Genomic DNA, 21831 nt, shown 5'->3' on the forward strand with positions numbered 1-21831 from the left:
ATTCTTTTTTTGTATTAAAAATCTAACGACAATCCGAAAAGCGCTCTAGCTGCCGTTGGATAAAAACCTCTGTCTACACCTAATGAGTTGAAATTGAAGTTTCCAATTTCCGGGTCTAAACCATTATACTTTGTGAAAGTGAAATAGTCATCTAAAGATACATAAACTCTCAGATTTTTTATTTTCGCTTTACTTATCAATTCACTTGGGAATGTGTATCCGAACTGAATTTGTTTAATTCTCATATAAGAACCATTTTCTACCATCAAATCCGTATCGTAAGAATCTATTTCATTTCCAGCCCCCGGGAAACTGGCATTATCTCCGGCTTGTTGCCAGCGATTCGTGTAAAAGTGTAACGGTTTGTTAGTAATTGGCCTGGAAGGTTGATGATATGTAGCAAAAATATCATTACCGGCAGAACCCTGGAATTGCAGATTGAAATCAAATGCTTTATACGCTAAATTGATGTTTCCGCCATATAAAACACTTGGATGCGGAGACCCTATTTGTGTTTTATCAGCATCTGTAATACTTCCGTCACCATTAGTATCCACTTTAATAATTTCTCCGGTGGCAGGGTCTATCCCATTGGTTTCAAAACCATAGAAATACCAGGATGGGAATCCTTCGGAGAATCTCGTTACACCATCAGCATTTTGAGGTGCACCAGCCCCGACTAAAGAAGCACCTTCCGGAACAAATAAAATCTCAGTTACTTCATTTTTAAGCGTAGACAAATTGGCGCTTATGTTATAACTCAAACCACTACTGGTTGTATCGCCGTAACCTAATTCAAATTCAACACCTTTGTTTTCTATGGTACCTGCATTAAATTCATTTGAAAGGAACCCTGCCGATCCTGGTGTAATTAAACCTCCATTGGCAACAATAGCATCTCTGGTAGTTTTCTTGTAGTAATCTGCAGAGAATGTTAGCCTATTGTTTAACGCTCTTAAGTCTACCCCTATATCCAATTGTTCAGAGGTCTCCCAAACTAAGTTAGGATTAGAATAACCGGTGATTTGCGCACCTGTATTACCCAAATAATCAATGTTCAATCCGTTTATTATAGTAGTAATAAACGTTTTGTCAGAGTTTCCGCTTAAGTTAGATCTACTACCATTTTGACCCCAACTAGCTCTTAACTTCAAATAATTAATTTTGGAGTCTGCGTTCCAAAAATCTTCATTCGATAGTACCCAACCACCAGAAAACGCTGGAAACACCCCGGTTTTATTTGCTGTTGGGAATTTATCCGATCTATCAGCTCTTATAGAGGCTTCAAACAGGTATTTATTAGCAAAATCATACGATAACCTACCGTAAATGGATACCATATTGTCAAAGAACGGATCTATATTGTTTACCTGGGCATTAAATCCGGGTAATTCAAAATCCCACCCGGTAAATTCATCTATGGCCACGGAGCCACTTCGGGATATTGGAGTTTCAACATCTTGATCTTCGGCCGAATAACCGGCAAGGAGTTTAAGGTTGTGTTCTCCAAAAGTCTTTTCATAAGACATGAAATTTTCCCACAACCATCGTCTACGCTCAACAACACTTTGAGATCCTGTATAAGCGGTATTAGCTGCTTCAGATGATACAAAGTAAGGTATGATTGTGGTTCTGGTATCTGTTTCGCCCTTATCAAAACCAAATCTGGATGTGAATGTAAGGCCTTCAGCTAAATTAAGTTTAAGGTAAACAGATGCCAGGAATTGTTTTGTATCAAAATTAGTTCTATTAATATCATTAGCATAAGCCACAGGGTTGATTACCTCACCGGTAGAGAAGCTTGGGTAACCGTATACACTACCATTGCTAGTTGTTAATAGTGGTACGTTGTTATCATTAGCTCTGTCTATTATTTCCTGCGGTACCTGGCCATCCGGATAGGTTACCGGTGTTAACGGGTCAATAATCAACATATTTTGAATCACACCCCTGGTATCACTATTTTCCTGAATACCGTTTCTGTCTGAAAAAGAATAGGTAGCGTTACCTCCAACTTCTATGAAGTCATTAATTGTACTTTTTAAATTAGCACGAAGGGTAGAACGCTTAAAATTTGAATTCTCTTTACCTACTACACCGTCTTGATTTAAGTGAGAAGCCGAAACGTAATACGTTAGTTTTTCACTACCACCGGAAACGTTCACATCATATCTTTGTATGGGTGCTGAAGTAAAAGTTTCATCAATCCAGTTAGTATTATAACCGTTGTCTGTTACTGTGCCGATTCCGGCTTCATTCATGTACTCCACGAATTGAGACGCATTCATTAACTCCATCCCTGTGTTAACAAACTGAGTCCCCAATTGCGTGTTAAAAGATACTCTTAAGTCACCTGTACGCCCACTCTTAGTTGTAACCATAACAACTCCGTTGGCACCTTCCGTACCATAAATGGCTGCCGATGCGGCATCTTTTAATATTTCAATGTTAGCAATATCAGAAGGCGCGATATCAGCAATAGATGATGTTTTCATACCATCTACAATGTAAAGCGGCTCAGACACCCCACTGGAACCTGCACCACGTATTCTAATTTGGGCTCCGGAACCCGGAGAACCGGATGACGATGTTACGGTTACACCGGACGTTCTACCTTGTAAAACCTGTTCAATTCTCTGATTAGAAGACGTTCCAATACGTTTACTGTCTATACTGGAAATAGCACCTGTTACCAGACTTTTCTTCTTAGTACCATAACCAACAACTACTACTTCATCAAGTAGCGCTGCGTCTTCCTCTAAAGAAACATTAACAGAGCTCTGCCCTGTATAATTAATTTCCTGAGTTTGATAACCAACAAAAGAGAACACTAAAACATCTCCCTGGTTAACATTAATTTCGAATTTTCCATCAAAATCCGTTACTGTTCCAGTAGTAGTTCCTTTCACTAATACATTAGCACCCGGTATGGGTACACCTGCCTTATCTGAAACAGTTCCTGATACTGATTGTGCATAAATGATACTTCCCCATAATAAAAATACGGGGAACATCATCTTTTTAAGTAATCTGTCTTTCATAAATTTAGTTAGTTTGAATTAATAAGTCTTTCCGTTTTAAATAAACCATATGTTAAAACACATATACAATAAGAAATAGCAATAAGCCTATAATGAATACGATTAATAGTATTTCTGCAAGTCCTTTATGTTTGCTCATTTTAAACACGGTTTTCAAATGTTAAAAAAATATTAAAGTTGTAATACAATTCATAAAGCATGCGCTACAACTTTTGAAGCAAACAAATGCGACTTAAAACAAATGCGACATTTGATACAAGGGATGCAACAATTTTAATAATGTACTGAACACCAAGAAAATACATTAAAAGGAATATAAAAGCACTGTTCAATTGTTGCTTTTAGGTTTTACTTCAGTTGGTAAATCCCCAAAATAGTTTTTAAAACATTTGGTAAAATAAGAGTGCGAAGAAAACCCTGTGGCATAACACACTTTACTGATATTGGTCTCTCCCATTTCCAAGATTTGTCTTGCCTTTTGAAGTCTGATATTTCTTAAAAATTCGTTCGCCGTTTGGTTTGTAAGGGCTTTAATTTTTCTGTAGAATTGGCTTCGGCTTAAGTTTAACTGAGAGGCCAGGGCTTCTACATTCAAATTAGGGTCTCCTATATTGTCATTAATATGATTCAATACGTTTTCAATGAACTCTTTATCTAAAGGCGTTGTTTTTATATCTTCAGGAATTTCACTTATAACACTAAAGTATTTGTTAAATATTAATTGCCTGCTTGTTATTAACTGAGCTAACCGTAATTTTAATAAACGGATGTTAAAAGGCTTGACCATATAAGCATCTGCCCCGGTTTCTATCCCTTCCATTCTATCATCAATCTTAGCTTTTGCCGTAAGCATTAACACGGGTATATGACTGGTACCTATATCACTCTTTATCTGTTTACAAAACTCCAAACCATCCATTTCCGGCATAATAACATCCGTTATGATAACATCAGGCATTACCTTTTTAGCCATCTGTAAGCCTTTTTTACCATTATTGGCAATTTTAATTTTGTAATCTTTAGATAGTTCTTTTCTTAAATAGCTTAAAAGTTCTTCATTGTCTTCAACTATTAACAGCGTATGTTTGGTTAAGTTTTCTTCTTGTCCATTCTCATTTGTATCGGATACTGTAACAGGCTGTGGTGTGAAAGTATGTGCCTCTTTTTGGATTTCAGCCTCCTCTGTTACGATTTCATCGTCTTTAAAATGCGCATTCCCGATTGGTAATATTATTTTAAAGGTGGTGCCTTCTCCTACCTTACTGCTTACATCAACCTTCCCTTTATGCAGGTTAACAAATTCACGTACTACTTCCAGGCCAATACCGGTTCCTCCATAGTAGCCTTTATTCAAACTTTTAGACTGATAGAAACGTTCAAATATTTTTTTAAGTTCTTCTTCTTCAATACCCGAACCCGTATCGGATATACATATTTGAACCACTTCAACAGGGTCTTTGCTATCGACCAATGGAAGCATCAACAGTTCATCGGTAGATTTTATATCTACGTTAATGGCCCCGCCGTTAGGTGTTATTTTAACCGCATTTGATAAAATATTGAAAATTATTTTTTCTAACATCCTTTCATCTGCCCAAATTGGAATACTGGCAAAATCTGCATCCATATTAAGATGCACATCTTTACTAAGAGTTTCCTCCTTAAAGTAACTCATAATGTCTTTTGTAAAAGAAACAAGGTCTATTTCTTTTGCCCTAACCGTAACCTTATTCAACTCTAATTTTCTAAAGTCTAACAGTTCGTTTATCAATCTGTAAAGCCTGCTGGTATTTTTATAAATGATATTGTGTTTCTCTCTGACCCTTAAAGGAAGGTTTAATGTTTCATCCCGAATAATATCATCAATGGGGTTCATTATTAACGTAAGCGGCGTTCTGAATTCATGTGATATATTTGTAAAAAACTGAAACTTCTTTTCATTTAAGGCTTTTTCCTGTAGTCTGATATTTTGTTCTAAAGCTTTTTCCTGTTTTTTATTCAATCGCATCTGCATGGTCCTGTTCAAATAATAAATCCCTAAAAGTAAAAGCAATACATAACCAAATAAAGCCTCATTTGTTTTCCACCAGGGCGGTAATACAATTATTTCTAATTCCAAAGGTGTTTCATTCCATACGCCATCACTATTCGCGGATTTTAATTTAAAAGTATACTTGCCATGAGCCAAATTCGTGTAAGTAGCACTTCTTTGGTCTCCTACATAATTCCATGATTGTTCCAGACCTTCTAAATAATAGGCATATTGATTTTTTTCCGGTCGCGTATAGTTCACACCTGTATACTCTATAGTAAAAACAGATTGTGCATTATTTAAAGTAATGCTGTTGGTTTCCCCTATAACACTTTGTAATGGGGAATCATTTTGATTTGGCACCACTGTTTTATTGAATAATTTAAACCCAGTGAGATATAAAGAAGGCCTAATTCTATTTGTGGTGATATTCAACGGATTGAAGTAATCTATACCCAGGTAATTACCAAAATAGATACGCCCGCTTTCATCCTTATAAGTAGCGTTAATGTTATAGTCATTTGATAATAATCCGTCCTTGCTGGTATATTGTTTAATAGTGTTTGTTTGTGGGTCTAATTTTGAAATTCCCGAGTTAGAACTCACCCAAATATTATTATTTACATCTTCTACAATGCCCGTGACATTATCTGATGTAAAACCATTATACCTATTATACCATGTAAAAGTGTCAGCATCTAAATCAAACTTACACAACCCTGCGCCTCTTGTACCAATCCATAGGGGGCCTTCATTGCTTTCATATAAAGATAAAACATGACTTGCGGTTGTATAATTATTAAATTCCGATGCCATTCTATCTGCCAGTGGCTCAATAATAAACGTTCCATCAATTGTCTTATTAATTTTAAACAAACCATGGGTGACCGTTCCCAGCCATATATTGTCATTTTTATCAACCAATACTTTTCTGGCATCACAATTTGAAATTTGATACTCTAAAAAGGGAGCTGAGGTATGGTGCATGAACTTATTAGTTTCAGGATTGTATGAATGTAAACCGCTATCCCAGGAAGTAAACCAAATAGTTCCACTTGAATCTTCATCAATGCTCAGAAAATTATTAGAATTTAAAGCCCCTCCCGTATTATCCATATTGAAATTAATAAACTTCTTAGAGCCCTTTTTTAATAAATAAATCCCCTTATTCCAGGTTCCGGCCCATAGATTTTTATTACTATCTATAAATAAAGATTCTATATAATCATCTGTAAGTCCGGATATAAAATCATTGTTATTGGCGTTAATGTGACGAAACCTGTTAAGTTTCGGGTTGACCACATCAATACCACCGCCGTCCATACTGATCCAAAAGTTTCCCAGATCGTCCTTGACAATAGCCGTTACAGAGCCTATCTCTAATGAGTTATTGTTATTGTGCAAACTTTCAATTTCATTGAATTTATCATATAACTTATCATATACATCAATCCCTGCATTATAATAGCCTACCCATATGCGCTCATTTCTATCTAAAAATAAATTCCAGATGGAATTTGATAAAATGCTCTTTTCTTCTAATCGTTCCGCCAAATAGTGCTTTATTACTTTTCCATTCGCATCCATGTGTATTAACCCGTCATTTTCTGTGCCACACAATAAACTTTTATCGGGCAAACTAACCATGGTAAGCACCCTGTTTTCTGTAATTTCATAATGATCAAACTCATAAATCTGATCAATGCTACCTTCTTTTATTTTCAATCTGTAAACCCCTTTGCTGACCGAGCCTATCCATAAATTCTTATGCGCATCAAAAACTAAAGATTGTATGGCTTCCTTGATAAAATGCACGCCTTCCGTAGCCCTGATCAAAGAAAGTTTTAGCGTATTGGTTTTTTCATCATATTCTTTAAGGCCCCAGTTGGTACCGGCATAAATGGTCCCGTTGGCATCTGTTACCAGGGCATGGATTTCTATGGGGTTAATAGAATTGTTTTCCTGACTTATGGCTTTTTCTACTTTAAACGTTTTAAGGTTTAGTATAAACAAGCCCTGGGTAGAAGTGCCAATAAAAAGGTTACCATTCTTATCACCTGCCAGGCTTCTAATAGAAATATTCTTTTTTTCCGTACCTGATTCCTTTAACGGAATTCTTTTAAAACAATCATTCCTCCGATCGTACAGGTTTAACCCTTCTTCTGTTCCAAACCACAATCTGTTCTCATTATCCAGGTAGGAGCAGAAAATTAAACTACTGCTTAATGATGTTGGGTCATTTAATTGATGCTTGTAAGTTGTATAATCTATCCCGTCAAATTTATTCAAGCCTGCTCCGTTGGTTCCTATCCAAATAAACCCATACTGATCTTGTGTAATATTACAAACTCCAATATTTGAGATATTCTCCTTTATCTTGAAAAATTGATACGCTTTGGCCAGGTCCTGAGCATATATAGCGAAAGACAGTAAAAAAAGGCTGTAAAAAAAAACAAATGCTCTTTTCATATAATTGCACTTAATATCAGCTATAATTTTAATAATTGCTTCTAAAAACAAAAAATCATAGAATAAATCTTACTGCAAAATAAGAAACTCTTTTTATATGCATCGCGCTAAAAAGTATTATCCGAAATACTAAAATAAGTACATCAACTAAAGTCCTGAAAGGAAAGCCGGGGTATAAACGAAAAATAGCACCCTAAAAGAGTTTGATCACTTTTAAATAAATTTGTTGAAACCCTATAAAAAATACCATTCTGATCTATGAATTTTCATCTACCAAATCACATACAAATCTAACCGTTCTATAAAGTAACTTTTTTGAGTTTGCTATCTCGATATACTTAATTCAATTAACCCTATAAAAGCAGAATTAATTTGGTTAAAAGCAGAGAATAAATTAAATTTAAAGGTATATTAAATCAGTTTTTTGTGAGAAAAATCCAAAATAAATAAAAAAAATTCACCTATAAGTGTATATTTGGCCTTATATTTGCATAAAATTACAATGAATGAAATGTAGTCTTGTCAAATTAGATCAACTTAGTGGTGACATGGCTACAATATACTCCCTCTTTATTGAAGAAGATCAGACCACGCTCTTTGAAAATTTTTTAAATGAAAACAAAACTAAGTACTTTAAGGAAGTTAAAGATATTGTTACTAGGCTAAAAGTTATAGGAAATGATACTGGTGCAAGAGAACAATTTTTTAAACTAAACGAAGGAAACATAGGAGATGGTGTTTGTGCTCTTTACGATACGGATAAAAGTAACTTAAGGTTGTATTGCGTGCGATTTGGCATGGCACTAGTAGTTGTTGGTGGCGGAGGTTTCAAACCAAAATCAATAAGAGCATTACAGGACGATCCAAAGCTTACTTATGAAAATTTATTTTTAAGAGAATTTGTTAAAGAATTAATGATAAAAATGAAGGATAAAGATATCCGAATTAATTACTCAATGGATCCAGAAGAATTTGATGGAGATTTAGAGTTTAACATTAATATTTAAAATAATTACGACCACACAAGATGACTAAAAAGAAAAACAAAACTTACAACAGCCCTTTAATTGATTCTATTTTAGAAGACGACAGCAATTCTACTGAATATGATTTAGTAAAGAATAGAATGCTTTTAGCCTCTAGAATTAAGAAACAAATGAGTAAGTTAGGTCTTACAAATTTAGATTTAGCAAAAGAACTTGGAAGAAGCCCTTCTTTAATCTCAAAATGGCTTAGTGGCACTCATAATTTTACAGCCAATACTTTATTCGAAATACAAAGGGTTATCAAGATAGATCTCATAAATAATTGTGAAGAGAAACTTGTAAAACCAAGATACGAATTGAATATTTCATTTAGTAAAGAAGACGAAACTATATCTGTTTCTCCTAATTATATGACTCAAAATAATCTAAATAAACTTCCGGTAAAATCAAGGTATGAATGCTGAAAAAACTAAAAATCGGAAAGCTCCTTTAAGCGAATCTGTTAGATATGGTCTCTCAAATATTGAAATTCTTGAGTTTAACCTTAAACAAATAAATGAGAGCGATTTTAATCATGAAAAACTATCTGGAAACTTAGGAGTTAGTGGTGACTATGAGGAAGAATTATCTGAAGTCAAAGTTACCATTAATGTACGCATTGAAAAAAATGGTGAAAACCCTAAACAAATAGGAAACTTAAAAGTAATGTTTAGTTATTATGTAGATGGCTTAGAAAAGTTAGAAGATGAAGATGGTGGAATTCTTCCTAAATCTATGGTTGACACTTTTAATGCTATATCAATATCTACTACAAGAGGAATTTTATTTACTAAATTCCAAGCGACAATTCTTGATAATTTTATTTTACCTTTAATTGATCATACAAAGTTAACCTCCAATTATTAATCATCACTCTGATTGAAAAAAATGGAATAAATTAATTAACAAATACAATAATCGTATACTATTTTAAACAACAAAACCCCAACTATCAATAAGATAGTTGGGGTTTTTACGTGGAGCATATCGGAGTCGAACCGATGACCTTTTGGCTGCCAGCCAAACGCTCTAGCCAACTGAGCTAATGCCCCGTGTTGATAAAACTATGCAAATGTATACATTTTCTATACAATTGCAACTAATCTTTTCTAATTACGAATGTGTAAGTCTAAAAATAGTACTTTAGTTGTCCTGCAAATTTGGAATTAATAGTGCATTATGAAGAAAATAACCCTTTTATTCCTTTTATATTTCAGTGTCAGCCTAATGGCTTATGCCCAAGATAAACCTGATAGGCTAAGCTCGTCGAAGCCAAACATCCTTTGGATTATCACAGATGACCATAGAGCAGACGCCTTAGAATGCTACAATGAAGCTACAACGGGCAAAAAAGAAAGTGCTTTAGGATACGTTTCTTCTCCTAATATAAATAAGTTAGCTAAAGAAGGCGTTATGTTTGTAAATGCCTTTACCAATTCTCCTGTTTGTGGCCCTTCCAGAGGTTCTATGTTGAGTGGCAGATATCCGTTCAGAAATGGGCACTACGCTTTTGAGCAAACCCATCAGGAACCGGATTTTGTAAGGCCTTCCATTCCGCAGACTTTAAGAAAAAATGGATATACCACTACTTCTTTTGGTAAGGAAGGCGCCTATATTTTTGATTGGGGTCCGGGACAAACCTTTAAAGATCCCGGACACTATGATTATAAAGTCAGCTTTAAACACGATTTACAAAAAAACGATGTAGGCGATTATTGGGGGCAACCGGCCTATGCAGAAGGTACGAAGTGGAAAAATATAGGAACCGAAGAAAGAGTAAAAACTCCGGATGGTAAGGTTGTAAAATACTTGCTTAAAGCGAAGAAAGGTCAGGCAGAGGTAAGCCAGGAAGATCTCAAGTTGAGAAAGAAAATGGAGGATAAATACGAAATTCTACGTTCTTATACCCGTGCCGGAAATAAGGATTTAATCATTGGAGGCGAAAACCCAATGCCGGCCGGACAAACTATTGATGGAAAAATCGTAGAAGAGTTTAAACTGTTTTTAGAAAATCAAAACACAACTTTCACCAATACTTATGGCGAAACGAAAAAAGGAGTTAATAGCAACAAGCCTTTAATGACCTATTTAGGTTTTCACTTGCCCCATACGCCTGTATTACCTCCAAAATCTTATAGAGATATTTTTAAAAAGAAGCAATATAAAATCCCTGCATTCAGTGATGCTGAAAAAGCAACATTTGTCCCGCAACTAGCAAAAATGTATAAAACCTTAAACTTCACTGATATGACACCTAAGGAAAAGCAGCAAGCTATTCAGGATTATTACGCATTCTGTGCTTATGGTGATGCGTTGATTGGTGAGTCTGTAGATGCTTTCAAAAAATATTGTGAGAAGAACAATCAAGAATATTTAATTGTTTTTGTTGTTGGTGATCATGGTTGGCATTTAGGAGAGCAAGGCATCGAAGCAAAGTTTACAGGATGGAAACAATCTACACACGGTGCTATGATTGTGGTATCTTCAAATAAAAATGAAGTTCCGGAGGCCATTGTTAATACTGATTTGGTGGAATATGTAGATGCTTCAGCAACAATTTTGGAGTCTGCAGGAATTTCTATTGATAATAAAGACTACGATTATATAGACGGAATTAATTTACATAACATCATAAACGGAAAAGCCGAGAAACGCGATTATATAGTAGGAGAAACAAATGTTATCGTTGGGCACAGAGCTTATTTAAGGTCTGAAGATTTCGCTTTTTCAATGAGAGCCAGACCCCAAAACCATATGAAATTGGTTCCTAATGTCAATGTAAAATGGGCCCTGACCTGTCCTTTAGAAAAGGCGGAATTGGCCTTATACGATTTACGAAAAGATCCTTTAGAAAGAAAAAATGTAGCCGCTGATAAGCAATACCAAAAGCTGGCAGATTGGTTTAGAAACAAACTCGGAAACATTGTTTTAGGTGATGGAAGGGTTGAGTGTGACTGGTCTAAAGAAAACGTTTATAACATCAGCAATTTTGCTAAAGGTGCTCATGATGGCAAATTAAATATTCCATCAAACCTGATTCCTAAGAATTAGTTAAAAAAAAGAAATCAACGTTCATATCTTATTATCTTTAAGTAGTTTAAGGATCATTATGAACGTTAAATACATCCTCTTAATAGTTGCTTTACTGCATCAGCTAACACTTCTGGCACACCCCACAGGGAACATGATAGTAGTTGGTGATACGGTTATGTGGCCTTACATTGACCCGATAGATAACATGCAGCACCATGCCTGCATTATGAGTTGGCGCAAAGGTACCAAGCCCGGGATCATCCTTAAATCTGAGTTTTCTGCAAGCAACTTTATGCTATCTAATAACAGCAATGTTATCTATATCATAAAAAGGAACTATGTAAAATTTATCTAAGTAAATGCCATGAGAACATTAATTAACATCTTCATCTTGTTACTAACGCTTACCTCTTGCCAGTCACAGACCAAAAAGGCTAACACAAATAAAACTGTTGGTGGACCTTGTGAAGGTTGTGAGGCTATTTTTGAATATGGTAACCAAAAACTAACATCAATTGATACACTACCAGATTTTGATCAAAATAAACCCAAATTAAGACTTACGGGAACTGTATTTGAAAAGGACGGAAAAACGCCTGCCAAAAATGTGATTCTATATATTTATCATACCGATAGAAACGGAATTTACCCGAAAAAAGGAGGTGAAAAAGGTTGGGCCAGAAGGCACGGCTATATCCGCGGTTGGATCAAAACGGACAAAACAGGACAATACACCTTTCACACTTTTAGGCCGGCTGCTTATCCCAACGGCACCATACCGGAACACATACATGTAACTGTAAAAGAACCAAGCAAGAACGAATACTACATTGATGTATTTGCTTTTGATGATGACCCGATATTAACCTCAAAAGAAAGACATAAGTTAAAAAATCGCGGTGGTTCGGGAATCGTAAAACCTGCATTAAACGATGGTATTCTCACCGCTAAAAGAGACATTGTTTTAGGATTAAACATCCCAAACTACGAATAGAGGTATCAATGACCAAGCTTGAAAAACTGTTTTATAGAATTGTGGAAAAACTTACGTCTACTTCATCCCACGCAATACCAACACAGGAATGGAGCTATGAAAATCTTTTTTAAGAATGGTGTTCTTTTCCCATTTTTTAGCAAAGAACCCGCGCTTACGCCTCACCACACATAACATATCCGGTTGATGTGACTGGAAATGCTCCAGCACCCCTTGAAATGTTGTAGCGTTCTCAGATGTGGTAGTATTTGAAATTAACGTTTGCAATTCGTCTTTAACCTCAAAATCGCCTTCCTTATGATAAGGTGTTTTTACTAAAAGCAGATTTACGGTAGCACCAAATTTATCCTTAACCGCTTTCAACGGGTTTAAAACACCTTCTTTTTTAATTATAGCCGACTTAATAGCCATTAAAATATTAACTGCCGGTTTAAACGTGTAACCCTCAGGCACTATAAGCGCAGGGATTTCAGTTTGCTTAATAATTCTACCGGAGGTTTTCCCTAAATACACGGTGTCTTTAATTGAAGTGGTTCTGGGTTCTACTAAAATCAGGTCAATATCGGCCGCTTTACAAGCCAACTCCAAAGTATCAATTAAGTGCCCCTTTAAACTTCTAACGGTAATATCAACACCTTTGGTGTCAATTTCAGATACCAGGCCATTTAAAAACTCCAAACTTTCACGTTCAATGATCTTATCAACATTCATCATAGTTCCCGCTTTGGTGTACACATTATACACCTGAACAATAAATAATTGGGCATTAAAAGCTTTGGCAAAATCAACTGCATACTGCAAATGACTTTGCGCATTTTTTGACGATCCGACAGGAACCAGGATATTCTTCATATTAATTATAGTTTGACTACTAAATTTTTAGCGATATTTATGCAAAATTACACATTTATATGATTCGGTTAGCTAAAGCATCTGACATTAATAACTGTCTGTCCATAACAAAGGCTTGCGCATCAAATATGGTGGCACAAAACATTTATCAATGGAATGAGCATTACCCCAATAAAAAAGCATTTGTAAATGATCTTGAACGCAATGAATTATATGTTTTTGAAAATGACAATGCTATAGTTGGCTGCATTACCATTTCTACCTTTATGGATGCTATTTACCATCCGGTAAAGTGGTTAACTTCAAATGCCAACAACATATACATTCACAGGTTGGCGGTTCACCCTAAGTATCAGGGCAACGGATTTGCTCAAAAATTAATGGATTATGCCGAAGATCACGCCAAAAAACATAGTTTTGACTCCATAAGATTAGACACCTTTTCTCAGAACAAAAGAAATCTTAAATTTTATGAAGCACGCGGTTACCGGCGCTTAGAGGACATTTATTTTCCAAAACAAAGTGCCTTTCCGTTTTACTGTTACGAACTTGTATTGTGAACATTAGCCTAAAGCAAATAAATACCCTAGCAATTCCGGCCTTGATTTCCGGTATCTCAGAGCCCATTTTATCTATTACAGATACGGCCATCATTGGTAATATTCCCATCAATGCTATTGAATCTTTAGCAGCCGTTGGTATTGTAGGTACGTTTATGTCTATGCTTATTTGGGTGTTGGGGCAAACCAGAAGTGCCATTTCTTCTATTGTTTCGCAATATGTTGGGGCCAATAATTTAGAAGCCGTAAAAAATCTACCGGCTCAGGCCATTTTTATTGTCACTTCGCTAAGCCTCTTGATAATTGTAACCACCTTTCCGTTTGCAAAAGACATTTTCAAACTCTATAATGCCTCCGATTTAATTTTAGATTACAGCGTCACCTACTATCAAATCAGGGTTTTTGGATTTCCGTTTACACTGTTCACTATTGCAGTATTCGGTACATTCAGAGGGTTGCAAAACACCTATTACCCCATGATAATTGCCATTATTGGTGCCTTATCAAATATTGTTCTGGATTTCATTTTGGTTTATGGTATTAACGACTTTATAGAACCCATGCATATAAAAGGTGCCGCCTACGCCAGTGTCATTGCTCAGATTTTAATGGCCTTGTTCTCCATATATTTTTTACTGACCAAAACATCCATCCCTTTAAGGTTAAGCTTTCCTTTTAATAAAGAAATTAACCGTTTTACAGGTATGGTGCTTAATTTGTTTGTCAGAACATTGGCTTTAAACATCACCCTTTATTTTGCTACACGATTTGCCACCGGATACGGAAAAACCTACATAGCAGCTTATACCATTGCTATTAACCTGTGGTTTTTAGGGGCATTCATTATTGACGGCTATTCCAGTGCGGGCAACATCTTATCAGGTAAATTATTTGGTGCTAAAGATTATAAATTACTGGTGTCACTGAATCAAAAATTAATTAAAATAGGCCTTTTAGTTGGTGTTATCTTAGGGCTGTCAGGAGCCATTTTATATAATCCTATAGGCTTATTGTTCACCAAAGAAACAGGTGTATTAAATGAGTTCAATACTGTTTTCTGGATCGTACTCATCATGCAACCTATTTGCTCTATCGCTTTTATTTTTGATGGTGTGTTTAAAGGATTGGGTAAAATGAAATTGCTTAGGAATGTACTATTACTTTCAACATTTGTGGTTTTTGTACCTATACTTTACGCTTTGGATCATTTCGATTTTAAACTCAACGGTATTTTTATAGCCCTTACGTTTTGGATGGTTGCCAGAAGCCTTCCGCTGCTAATTAATTTTAGAAAACAATTCATTCCGCTGGCTAAAAACCCTTAACTTTGTCGCATTAGGGTTACAATACTAAACCATGCTATTATTAACTACGCTTCTACAGCAGGTCGATATTGAAGAAAAAATAAAAAACGCGCCCGATAAAGGTTATGAAATTGGGGTGTTTATTGGGTCCATGCTGCCTTTCGTTATTTTGGTTATACTGGCTTATGCCCTTTACAGATACAACAAAAAAAGATTAGACAAAGAATAACTTATGGATATATTAGGCTTTTTAACAGGCAACGGCTTATTTTTGTTACTTGCTATCGTTTTAATAGTAGTGTATATTATAAATAGAAACTGAGGAAAACGCAGATAATGGGACACAACATTCGTATTACTAAACAATTTGCTTTTGAAACCGGTCACGCCCTTTACGGGTACGACGGAAAATGTAAAAATGTTCACGGTCACAGTTATCGCCTGGACGTTACGGTTATCGGGCGTCCTATTTCAGACAAATCGAACGTGAAATATGGTATGGTCATTGACTTTACCGACTTAAAAAAGATCGTAGAAGAAGAAATTGTTGATGTGTTTGACCACGCTACGGTATTTAATAAAAACACGCCACATGTAGAATTGGCAAAAAAGTTGGAAGCGCATGGTCATAACGTTCTGTTGGTGGATTATCAACCAACCAGTGAAATGATGGTAATTGATTTTGCTAAAAAGATCAAACCGCGTTTACCTAAAAATATCAGGTTGCACTCATTGAAACTGCAAGAAACCGCTACCAGCTTTGCAGAGTGGTTTGCTTACGATAATAATTAGGGCGTTACCACGCTAAAGACGTGGTCGGGCTTTCGGTAGTCGCTTCCCGATTTTATATCGGGAGAGCTCCAACAAAACCTCAATCCCTAACGCAATTAAGTTGGCAGTCACAGTTATTAGTTAACAGAAAGTTACTTCCGTCTTTGGTCTTCGGTCTTCTAGCTAAAAAACCTATATTTACACATGCAAATTCCAAAAGGAAAGAAAATATACTTCGCTTCCGATAATCATTTGGGAGCACCAACCAGGGAAGCATCCCTACCACGTGAAAAAAAGTTTGTGGCCTGGTTAGACGAAGTCAAAGAAGACGCTGCCGTTATTTTCCTTTTAGGCGATCTATTCGACTTTTGGATGGATTATAAGCGGGTAGTTCCAAAAGGGTTTACCAGAACCCTAGGCAAACTGGCCGAACTATCAGATTCCGGAATTCCAATCCATTATTTTGTCGGTAACCACGACTTGTGGATGAACGGCTATTTTGAAGAAGAACTTAACATTCCGGTATATCATACACCCAAAGAATTCACCTTCAATGATAAAACGTTCTTTATTGGTCATGGTGACGGATTAGGCCCGGGAGACAAAGGGTATAAACGTATGAAAAAGGTCTTTACCAATCCGTTTTGCAAATGGCTGTTCCGCTGGTTACACCCGGATTTAGGAGTTAAACTGGCCCAATACCTATCCGTAAAAAATAAGCTTATTTCCGGAGATGAGGATGCCAAGTTTCTTGGTGAAGACAACGAATGGCTGGTGCAATATTGTAAACGCAAACTGGAGCAAAAACACTGTGATTATTTTGTGTTTGGCCATCGGCATTTACCCTTAAATATAGACCTCAACGAGACCTCAAAATACATCAATCTGGGTGACTGGATCAGCTACTATACCTACGGTGTTTTTGATGGGGATACTATGGAACTAAAGGCGTACTAGCCTTCTAGCTCATGCGCCTCAATATCTTCGGATAAATCTAAAGTTCTGAGAACCGGGTTTTTTATCCCAATAGTAACCACAGTAAGCAAGGTCATAACACCTCCAAAAACCACCGCAGTTATCGGGCCTAATAATTTGGCTGCCACCCCGCTTTCAAAAGCCCCTAATTCGTTTGAAGATCCCACAAACATAGAGTTTACTGATGATACACGCCCGCGCATGTCATCCGGCGTCTTTAATTGTAAAATGGTCTGGCGGATCACCATGGAAACACCATCGGCAGCACCACTTAAGAACAAGGCTAAAACACTTACCCAAAATATAGACGACAAGCCAAAGGCAATAATACAGAGCCCAAAAATAAAAACAGCTCCCAGTAATTTTACCCCCGTATTTCTGTTTACCGGTAAATAGGTAGTTAAAAACATGGATATGATACTCCCTAAGGAAATAGAAGCATTCAGTATGCCAAAACCTTTAGACCCCACATTCAGGATATCCTGGGCAAAGATGGGAAGCAATGCTACAGTGCCTCCAAATAATACAGCTATCATATCCAATGTTAAAGCGCCTAAAATAGGCTTGCTGTTAAATACAAATCGCACGCCGGCTATTAAACTGTCTTTAACCGATTCCCCGATCTTGGGATTTAGTATAGGCTTCTTTTTTATTTGAAATGCAATAAACAAAGACAACATGACCAGTACAAACACCAGGCACAGTGTTTTGGCTACACCCATCCAATGTATTGAAAACCCGCCGAAAAGGGCTCCTAAAACTGCCGCTGCTTTCCAGGTACTGCTACTCCAGGTAGCGGCATTGGGATATATCCTTTTTGGTACGATTAACGCCACCAATGAAAAAATAGTGGGGCCAAAAAATGCCCTTAAAAACCCACCAAAGAATACTAAGGCGTAAATGCCAAATAAAATAGTATCGGTAGACCAATCCGCTATGATCCGTTCGGAAGTTAACAAAAACAACCCAAGGCTTATAAGTGAAAACGCAGCTATACATAATGCAAAGAGATTGCGCTTTTCTCTTTGATCTACAATATGACCGGCAAATGGTGCAACAAAAAATGCCGGAATAAATTCACAAGCCCCTATTAAAGCCAAATTCCAGGGGTCTTTCGTTATACTATAAACCTCCCACTCAATAACAATAAATTGCATGGACCAGCCAAAAACCAACAAAAAGCGCAATAGTAAAAAAACGTTAAATTCCTTTATTCTAAGTGCTGCATAAGGGTCATTTTTAGACATATTATTTGTCAATTTAGCTCCGGTTGGAAAATAAGTTCAGATAATCGCCAAACATATAAAGTCTTCCGCGCTCGGCTCCTGTTATTTCTTCAATTATACCTAAAGATTCTAAATCTCTTAGAAGTTTATACACAGATGCAGGTGATTTTTCAAGAACGTTGGTAGCAGTAGCTGCACTAAGTATTGGTCTTGTATACAAATAATCTATAAGTAATTTAGCATCTATACTTCGTCCTTTTAATGCCTTTATTTTGGCTTCAATAGTCCTTTGAAGATGTAAAATACCATCAAACGTTTTCACTCCTTTTTGAGATGTTTCAATAATACCGGTCAAAAAGAATTTTAACCATTGTGATAAATCATTATGAGTTCTTACCCTCATTAAATTATCATAATAAAGCATCCTGTTTTTTTCAAAAAAGTCCGACAAATACAAAATGGGTTGTTTTAAAATACCTTTACCAACAAGATATAGTGTTATAAGTAATCTGCCCACTCTACCATTTCCATCCAAAAACGGGTGAATTGTTTCAAATTGATAGTGAATTATAGCTATTTTAAGTAAATCAGGTAATTGATTTAAATCATCATTGGCAAACTTTTCAATATCAGACATCAAATCATTTATCGAATTATGACTTGGGGGAATGAATACGGCATCACTTATAGATGCTCCTCCAATCCAGTTTTGGCTCTTTCTGTATTCCCCTGGTAATTTATGTTCTCCTCTAACACCTTGCAATAAAATCTTATGTGTTTGTCTTATCAATCTAGATGAAAAAGGTAAAGTATGTAACATTTTAACAGCTTCATTCATTGCCAAAATATAATTTTGTACCTCTTCCCAATCATCTCGTTTTTCTTGTGCTATATCTTCTTTACTCAAAAAAGCTTCTTCCATATTAGTCTGAGTTCCTTCAATTTTCGAAGACTGGATGGCTTCTTTCGCAATATGCATACTGACAAATAAATCTAGATTTACATACTCTGAATACATATCTAACCTACCTAAATGTCTATCCGCTTTGCTTAACAACGCAAGAATTCGCATATCAGTAATTTGCCAATTCTTATTAATCACATTAGGCTCAAAACTTTTATAATACCCTTGATTTATATACTTTCCTGCTTGAAAGCTATCCATAAAACTTTAAATAACAGTGGTTTTTTATTTTACAAAAATAAAAAAATTTAAAATAGAAGGTGTTTTTATTTTAGTTTTTTGTTAAATTCTAAAATAGAGGCGTTTATAATTTTAGAATTGGATATAGAAATTTCTTTTGAAAACCATAATAAGATTGATAAATATTATGTCTTTATGTCTCTTAGCTTAAGTTGGAGTGATACGTGTCCCTGCCATTCGTTTTCATCAACAGAATACACCGCTCTAAAAGGCTTTTTATCAGAGATAATATCATATTTATCACCCATACCAAAGCCGATACCCACAATAGCATTTGAATCGGGTTGAGAAACCGTCACTCTTAAATGTGTTTTATCCTGCCCTACACATTTACCGTAACCCGTATCCGTTAAGTCTTCGGTCATAAAAACCGGTGTCATGTTTTCAGGCCCGTAAGGAGCCAATTGTTTTAATATTCTATAAAACTTAGGAGTGATGTCTTTTAAATCGATTTTCACATCAGCTTTGATCTCGGGAACCAGTAAGTTTTTATTAATGGTTTTAGAAACAGTGGCTTCAAAAGCCTGTTTAAAAGCATCGTAATTTTCTTCCTTGAGTGTTAGTCCTGCAGCGTATTTATGGCCGCCAAATTGTTCAATATGTTCACTACAGGCTCCTATGGCTTCATAGACGTCAAAACCTCTGACAGATCTAGCCGAAGCCGCCAACAGGTCCCCGCTTTTAGTAAAAACCAAAGTAGGCCTGTAATAAGTTTCCGTTAATCTAGAAGCCACAATACCAATAACGCCTTTATGCCAAGTTTGGTCATAAACAACAGTAGTAAAACGTTCCTGTTCTTTTTGTTCTTCAATTTGCCTGAGAGCTGCTTCCGTAATCTGCTTATCTGTTTCACGTCTGTCTAAATTATATTGGTTTATTTCCAAGGCAAACTGATTGGCATTATCTGTATCCTCCTCTACTAACAAAGCCACTGCAAAATTACCGTGTTTCATACGTCCGGCGGCATTAATTCTGGGAGCCACAATAAAAACTACATCGGTAATGGTCAGTTTTGATTTTTCAACCTGATTTAAAATCGCTTTAATCCCGGGCCTTGGATTGGAGTTAATGACTTGTAATCCGAAATACGCCAGTACCCTGTTTTCGCCATTAATAGGAACTATATCAGCACCAATGGCCGTAGCTACCAAATCCAAATAAGGTACCAAATCCTCAACGGATTGTCCGTCTTTTTTAGCCAATGCCTGAATGAGCTTAAACCCAACACCACAACCACACAATTCTTTAAACGGGTACTCACAATCGGCCCGTTTGGGATCTAAAACAGCTACTGCATCGGGGATTTCTCCGGCAGGCCTGTGATGATCGCAAATGATAAAATCTATCCCTAAGTCTTTTGCATAAGCTACTTTTTCTATGGCTTTAACACCGCAATCCAGGGCAATAATCAAGCTGAAGTCATTTTCCATGGCAAAGTTGATCCCTTTGTAAGAGACCCCGTAACCTTCATCATATCTATTGGGAATATAGGTATAAACCAAGTCGTGTTTGGTCTTTAAATAAGAGGACATTAGCGCCACTGAGGTAGTGCCGTCCACATCATAGTCACCATAAATCAGGATGTTTTCTTTATTGATAATAGCTTTCTCAATTCTGGCCACCGCTTTATCCATATCTTTCATGAGATACGGATCGTGTAAATCATTTAAACTTGGCCTGAAAAATGTTTTTGCCTGCTCAAAAGTTTCAATACCGCGCTGTACCAATAAGGTCGCTATAGGCTCATCAACCTGTAAAGCTTCCTGTAAAGCTTGAATCTTATGTGGTTCCGGTTTTGGCTTAAGCGTCCAACGCATTGAAAAAGTTTTAAGTTAAATAAGTTTCAAGTGCCCTAAAATTATAACTTTAAATACTTTAGGCACTTGTAACTTCAAGTACTTGAAATCCTAGGCACTTTTCTTATGAAAGTATGTTTCTATGGTTATTTCTGCAAACTGTCGGAACATTTCCATGACACCACAGTACTTTTCAACGGATAGATCCACGGCACGTTGTAGTTTTTTTTCATTCAGGTCATCACCGTAAAAATGAAAGCTCATAACGACCTTATCGTAATATTTGGGATGCTCCTCAGTTAAATTGGCTTCAATATCAATTTTAAAATCATCTACCTGTAGCTTCATTTTTTTAATTAAACCAGCCACGTCTAACCCGGAACAACCTGCTAAACCTGATAACATTAAAGCCTTAGGGCGATAGCCTTCGCCTTTGCCGCCATTGTCCGGCCCTGCATCAATAAACAGGTTATGCCCTGACGGGTTGGTACTTTCAAACCGCATCTCCCCAAGCCACTTTGTAGTAATATGATTTGCCATTTTTTATGA

At 36.3% G+C, this 21831-nt stretch carries 18 protein-coding genes and 1 tRNA gene; 11 read left to right on the forward strand and 8 right to left on the reverse strand.

Annotated features, from left to right (window positions below; translation table 11 throughout):
* Positions 1 to 14: 14 nt before the first annotated feature.
* Together Q0983_RS07525 and Q0983_RS07530 are read right to left on the reverse strand one after the other, a co-directional pair.
* Positions 15 to 3041, reverse strand: coding sequence for a TonB-dependent receptor (locus Q0983_RS07525; protein WP_299550846.1), 3027 nt, complete (start codon positions 3039 to 3041; stop codon positions 15 to 17).
* 328 nt (positions 3042 to 3369) lie between these two features.
* The gene (locus Q0983_RS07530) at positions 3370 to 7542 is read right to left on the reverse strand and encodes a hybrid sensor histidine kinase/response regulator transcription factor (protein ID WP_299550848.1); all 4173 of its coding nucleotides are present in this window, start codon (positions 7540 to 7542) and stop codon (positions 3370 to 3372) included.
* Between the two features lie 548 nt (positions 7543 to 8090).
* Between Q0983_RS07530 and Q0983_RS07535 the strand changes: the two genes are divergently transcribed.
* The 3 genes from Q0983_RS07535 to Q0983_RS07545 are packed head-to-tail and all read left to right on the forward strand — an operon-like array spanning position 8091 to position 9434.
* Entirely contained in the window at positions 8091 to 8549 is a 459-nt protein-coding gene (locus Q0983_RS07535; protein WP_299550850.1) for a hypothetical protein, read from the forward strand.
* A gap of 20 nt (positions 8550 to 8569) precedes the next feature.
* A complete protein-coding gene (locus tag Q0983_RS07540) occupies positions 8570 to 8992 on the forward strand; it encodes a helix-turn-helix transcriptional regulator (protein WP_299550852.1) in 423 nt (140 codons plus the stop codon).
* Positions 8982 to 9434 carry a hypothetical protein gene (locus Q0983_RS07545; RefSeq protein ID WP_299550854.1) on the forward strand — a complete coding sequence of 151 codons (453 nt, stop codon included), beginning with the start codon at positions 8982 to 8984 and terminating at the stop codon, positions 9432 to 9434. The genes Q0983_RS07540 and Q0983_RS07545 overlap by 11 nt, the downstream gene beginning before the upstream one ends.
* A 111-nt stretch (positions 9435 to 9545) precedes the next feature.
* Here the strand turns inward: Q0983_RS07545 and Q0983_RS07550 are convergent.
* A tRNA-Ala gene (locus Q0983_RS07550) sits at positions 9546 to 9619 on the reverse strand.
* 127 nt (positions 9620 to 9746) lie between these two features.
* On the opposite strand from Q0983_RS07550, the gene Q0983_RS07555 reads away from it, so the two are divergent.
* The 3 genes from Q0983_RS07555 to Q0983_RS07565 are packed head-to-tail and all read left to right on the forward strand — an operon-like array spanning position 9747 to position 12594.
* Positions 9747 to 11618 carry a sulfatase-like hydrolase/transferase gene (locus Q0983_RS07555; protein ID WP_299550856.1) on the forward strand — a complete coding sequence of 624 codons (1872 nt, stop codon included), beginning with the start codon at positions 9747 to 9749 and terminating at the stop codon, positions 11616 to 11618.
* 58 nt (positions 11619 to 11676) lie between these two features.
* Positions 11677 to 11955 carry a hypothetical protein gene (locus Q0983_RS07560; RefSeq protein ID WP_299550858.1) on the forward strand — a complete coding sequence of 93 codons (279 nt, stop codon included), beginning with the start codon at positions 11677 to 11679 and terminating at the stop codon, positions 11953 to 11955.
* Between the two features lie 9 nt (positions 11956 to 11964).
* Positions 11965 to 12594, forward strand: coding sequence for an intradiol ring-cleavage dioxygenase (locus tag Q0983_RS07565; RefSeq protein ID WP_299550860.1), 630 nt, complete (start codon positions 11965 to 11967; stop codon positions 12592 to 12594).
* A 57-nt stretch (positions 12595 to 12651) separates the two neighbouring features.
* On the opposite strand, the gene Q0983_RS07570 is transcribed toward Q0983_RS07565, so the two are convergent.
* A complete protein-coding gene (locus Q0983_RS07570; protein ID WP_299550862.1) occupies positions 12652 to 13446 on the reverse strand; it encodes a universal stress protein in 795 nt (264 codons plus the stop codon).
* Positions 13447 to 13505: 59 nt separating this feature from the next.
* Here Q0983_RS07570 and Q0983_RS07575 point away from each other — a divergent pair, with 59 nt between their 5' ends.
* From Q0983_RS07575 to Q0983_RS07595, 5 genes are all read left to right on the forward strand, one after another.
* A complete protein-coding gene (locus Q0983_RS07575) occupies positions 13506 to 14006 on the forward strand; it encodes a GNAT family N-acetyltransferase (RefSeq protein ID WP_299550864.1) in 501 nt (166 codons plus the stop codon).
* Positions 14003 to 15331 carry an MATE family efflux transporter gene (locus Q0983_RS07580; RefSeq protein WP_299550866.1) on the forward strand — a complete coding sequence of 443 codons (1329 nt, stop codon included), beginning with the start codon at positions 14003 to 14005 and terminating at the stop codon, positions 15329 to 15331. Before Q0983_RS07575 ends, Q0983_RS07580 begins: the two co-directional genes overlap by 4 nt.
* A gap of 31 nt (positions 15332 to 15362) precedes the next feature.
* Positions 15363 to 15539 (forward strand): hypothetical protein, encoded by a 177-nt coding sequence (locus Q0983_RS07585; RefSeq protein ID WP_299550868.1) that lies wholly within the window; start codon positions 15363 to 15365, stop codon positions 15537 to 15539.
* 107 nt (positions 15540 to 15646) lie between these two features.
* Positions 15647 to 16102 (forward strand): 6-carboxytetrahydropterin synthase, encoded by a 456-nt coding sequence (locus Q0983_RS07590; RefSeq protein ID WP_299550870.1) that lies wholly within the window; start codon positions 15647 to 15649, stop codon positions 16100 to 16102.
* 183 nt (positions 16103 to 16285) lie between these two features.
* Positions 16286 to 17038, forward strand: coding sequence for a UDP-2,3-diacylglucosamine diphosphatase (locus Q0983_RS07595; protein WP_299550872.1), 753 nt, complete (start codon positions 16286 to 16288; stop codon positions 17036 to 17038).
* On the opposite strand, the gene Q0983_RS07600 is transcribed toward Q0983_RS07595, so the two are convergent.
* The 4 genes from Q0983_RS07600 to Q0983_RS07615 form a co-directional block, all read right to left on the reverse strand.
* The gene (locus Q0983_RS07600) at positions 17035 to 18303 is read right to left on the reverse strand and encodes an MFS transporter (RefSeq protein ID WP_299550874.1); all 1269 of its coding nucleotides are present in this window, start codon (positions 18301 to 18303) and stop codon (positions 17035 to 17037) included. The genes Q0983_RS07595 and Q0983_RS07600 overlap by 4 nt on opposite strands.
* A 13-nt stretch (positions 18304 to 18316) precedes the next feature.
* Positions 18317 to 19447 carry a Fic family protein gene (locus Q0983_RS07605; protein WP_299550876.1) on the reverse strand — a complete coding sequence of 377 codons (1131 nt, stop codon included), beginning with the start codon at positions 19445 to 19447 and terminating at the stop codon, positions 18317 to 18319.
* Between the two features lie 164 nt (positions 19448 to 19611).
* A complete protein-coding gene (gene recJ / locus Q0983_RS07610) occupies positions 19612 to 21303 on the reverse strand; it encodes a single-stranded-DNA-specific exonuclease RecJ (protein WP_299550879.1) in 1692 nt (563 codons plus the stop codon).
* Positions 21304 to 21393: 90 nt separating this feature from the next.
* Entirely contained in the window at positions 21394 to 21822 is a 429-nt protein-coding gene (locus Q0983_RS07615; RefSeq protein WP_299550882.1) for an OsmC family protein, read from the reverse strand.
* Between the last annotated feature and the right edge of the window lie 9 nt (positions 21823 to 21831).

The organism is Seonamhaeicola sp. (genome assembly GCF_028281565.1).
GTDB lineage: Bacteria > Bacteroidota > Bacteroidia > Flavobacteriales > Flavobacteriaceae > Seonamhaeicola.

Coding starts and splice junctions, on each gene's coding strand:
- Q0983_RS07590 (WP_299550870.1), top strand. CDS start 15,647: ATGGGACACAACATTCGTATTACTAAACAATTTGCTTTTGAAACCGGT.
- Q0983_RS07535 (WP_299550850.1), top strand. CDS start 8,091: ATGGCTACAATATACTCCCTCTTTATTGAAGAAGATCAGACCACGCTC.
- Q0983_RS07560 (WP_299550858.1), top strand. CDS start 11,677: ATGAACGTTAAATACATCCTCTTAATAGTTGCTTTACTGCATCAGCTA.
- Q0983_RS07595 (WP_299550872.1), top strand. CDS start 16,286: ATGCAAATTCCAAAAGGAAAGAAAATATACTTCGCTTCCGATAATCAT.
- Q0983_RS07605 (WP_299550876.1), bottom strand. CDS start 19,447: ATGGATAGCTTTCAAGCAGGAAAGTATATAAATCAAGGGTATTATAAA.
- Q0983_RS07575 (WP_299550864.1), top strand. CDS start 13,506: ATGATTCGGTTAGCTAAAGCATCTGACATTAATAACTGTCTGTCCATA.
- Q0983_RS07600 (WP_299550874.1), bottom strand. CDS start 18,303: ATGTCTAAAAATGACCCTTATGCAGCACTTAGAATAAAGGAATTTAAC.
- recJ (WP_299550879.1), bottom strand. CDS start 21,303: ATGCGTTGGACGCTTAAGCCAAAACCGGAACCACATAAGATTCAAGCT.
- Q0983_RS07615 (WP_299550882.1), bottom strand. CDS start 21,822: ATGGCAAATCATATTACTACAAAGTGGCTTGGGGAGATGCGGTTTGAA.
- Q0983_RS07540 (WP_299550852.1), top strand. CDS start 8,570: ATGACTAAAAAGAAAAACAAAACTTACAACAGCCCTTTAATTGATTCT.
- Q0983_RS07545 (WP_299550854.1), top strand. CDS start 8,982: ATGAATGCTGAAAAAACTAAAAATCGGAAAGCTCCTTTAAGCGAATCT.
- Q0983_RS07565 (WP_299550860.1), top strand. CDS start 11,965: ATGAGAACATTAATTAACATCTTCATCTTGTTACTAACGCTTACCTCT.
- Q0983_RS07525 (WP_299550846.1), bottom strand. CDS start 3,041: ATGAAAGACAGATTACTTAAAAAGATGATGTTCCCCGTATTTTTATTA.
- Q0983_RS07530 (WP_299550848.1), bottom strand. CDS start 7,542: ATGAAAAGAGCATTTGTTTTTTTTTACAGCCTTTTTTTACTGTCTTTC.
- Q0983_RS07555 (WP_299550856.1), top strand. CDS start 9,747: ATGAAGAAAATAACCCTTTTATTCCTTTTATATTTCAGTGTCAGCCTA.
- Q0983_RS07570 (WP_299550862.1), bottom strand. CDS start 13,446: ATGAAGAATATCCTGGTTCCTGTCGGATCGTCAAAAAATGCGCAAAGT.
- Q0983_RS07585 (WP_299550868.1), top strand. CDS start 15,363: ATGCTATTATTAACTACGCTTCTACAGCAGGTCGATATTGAAGAAAAA.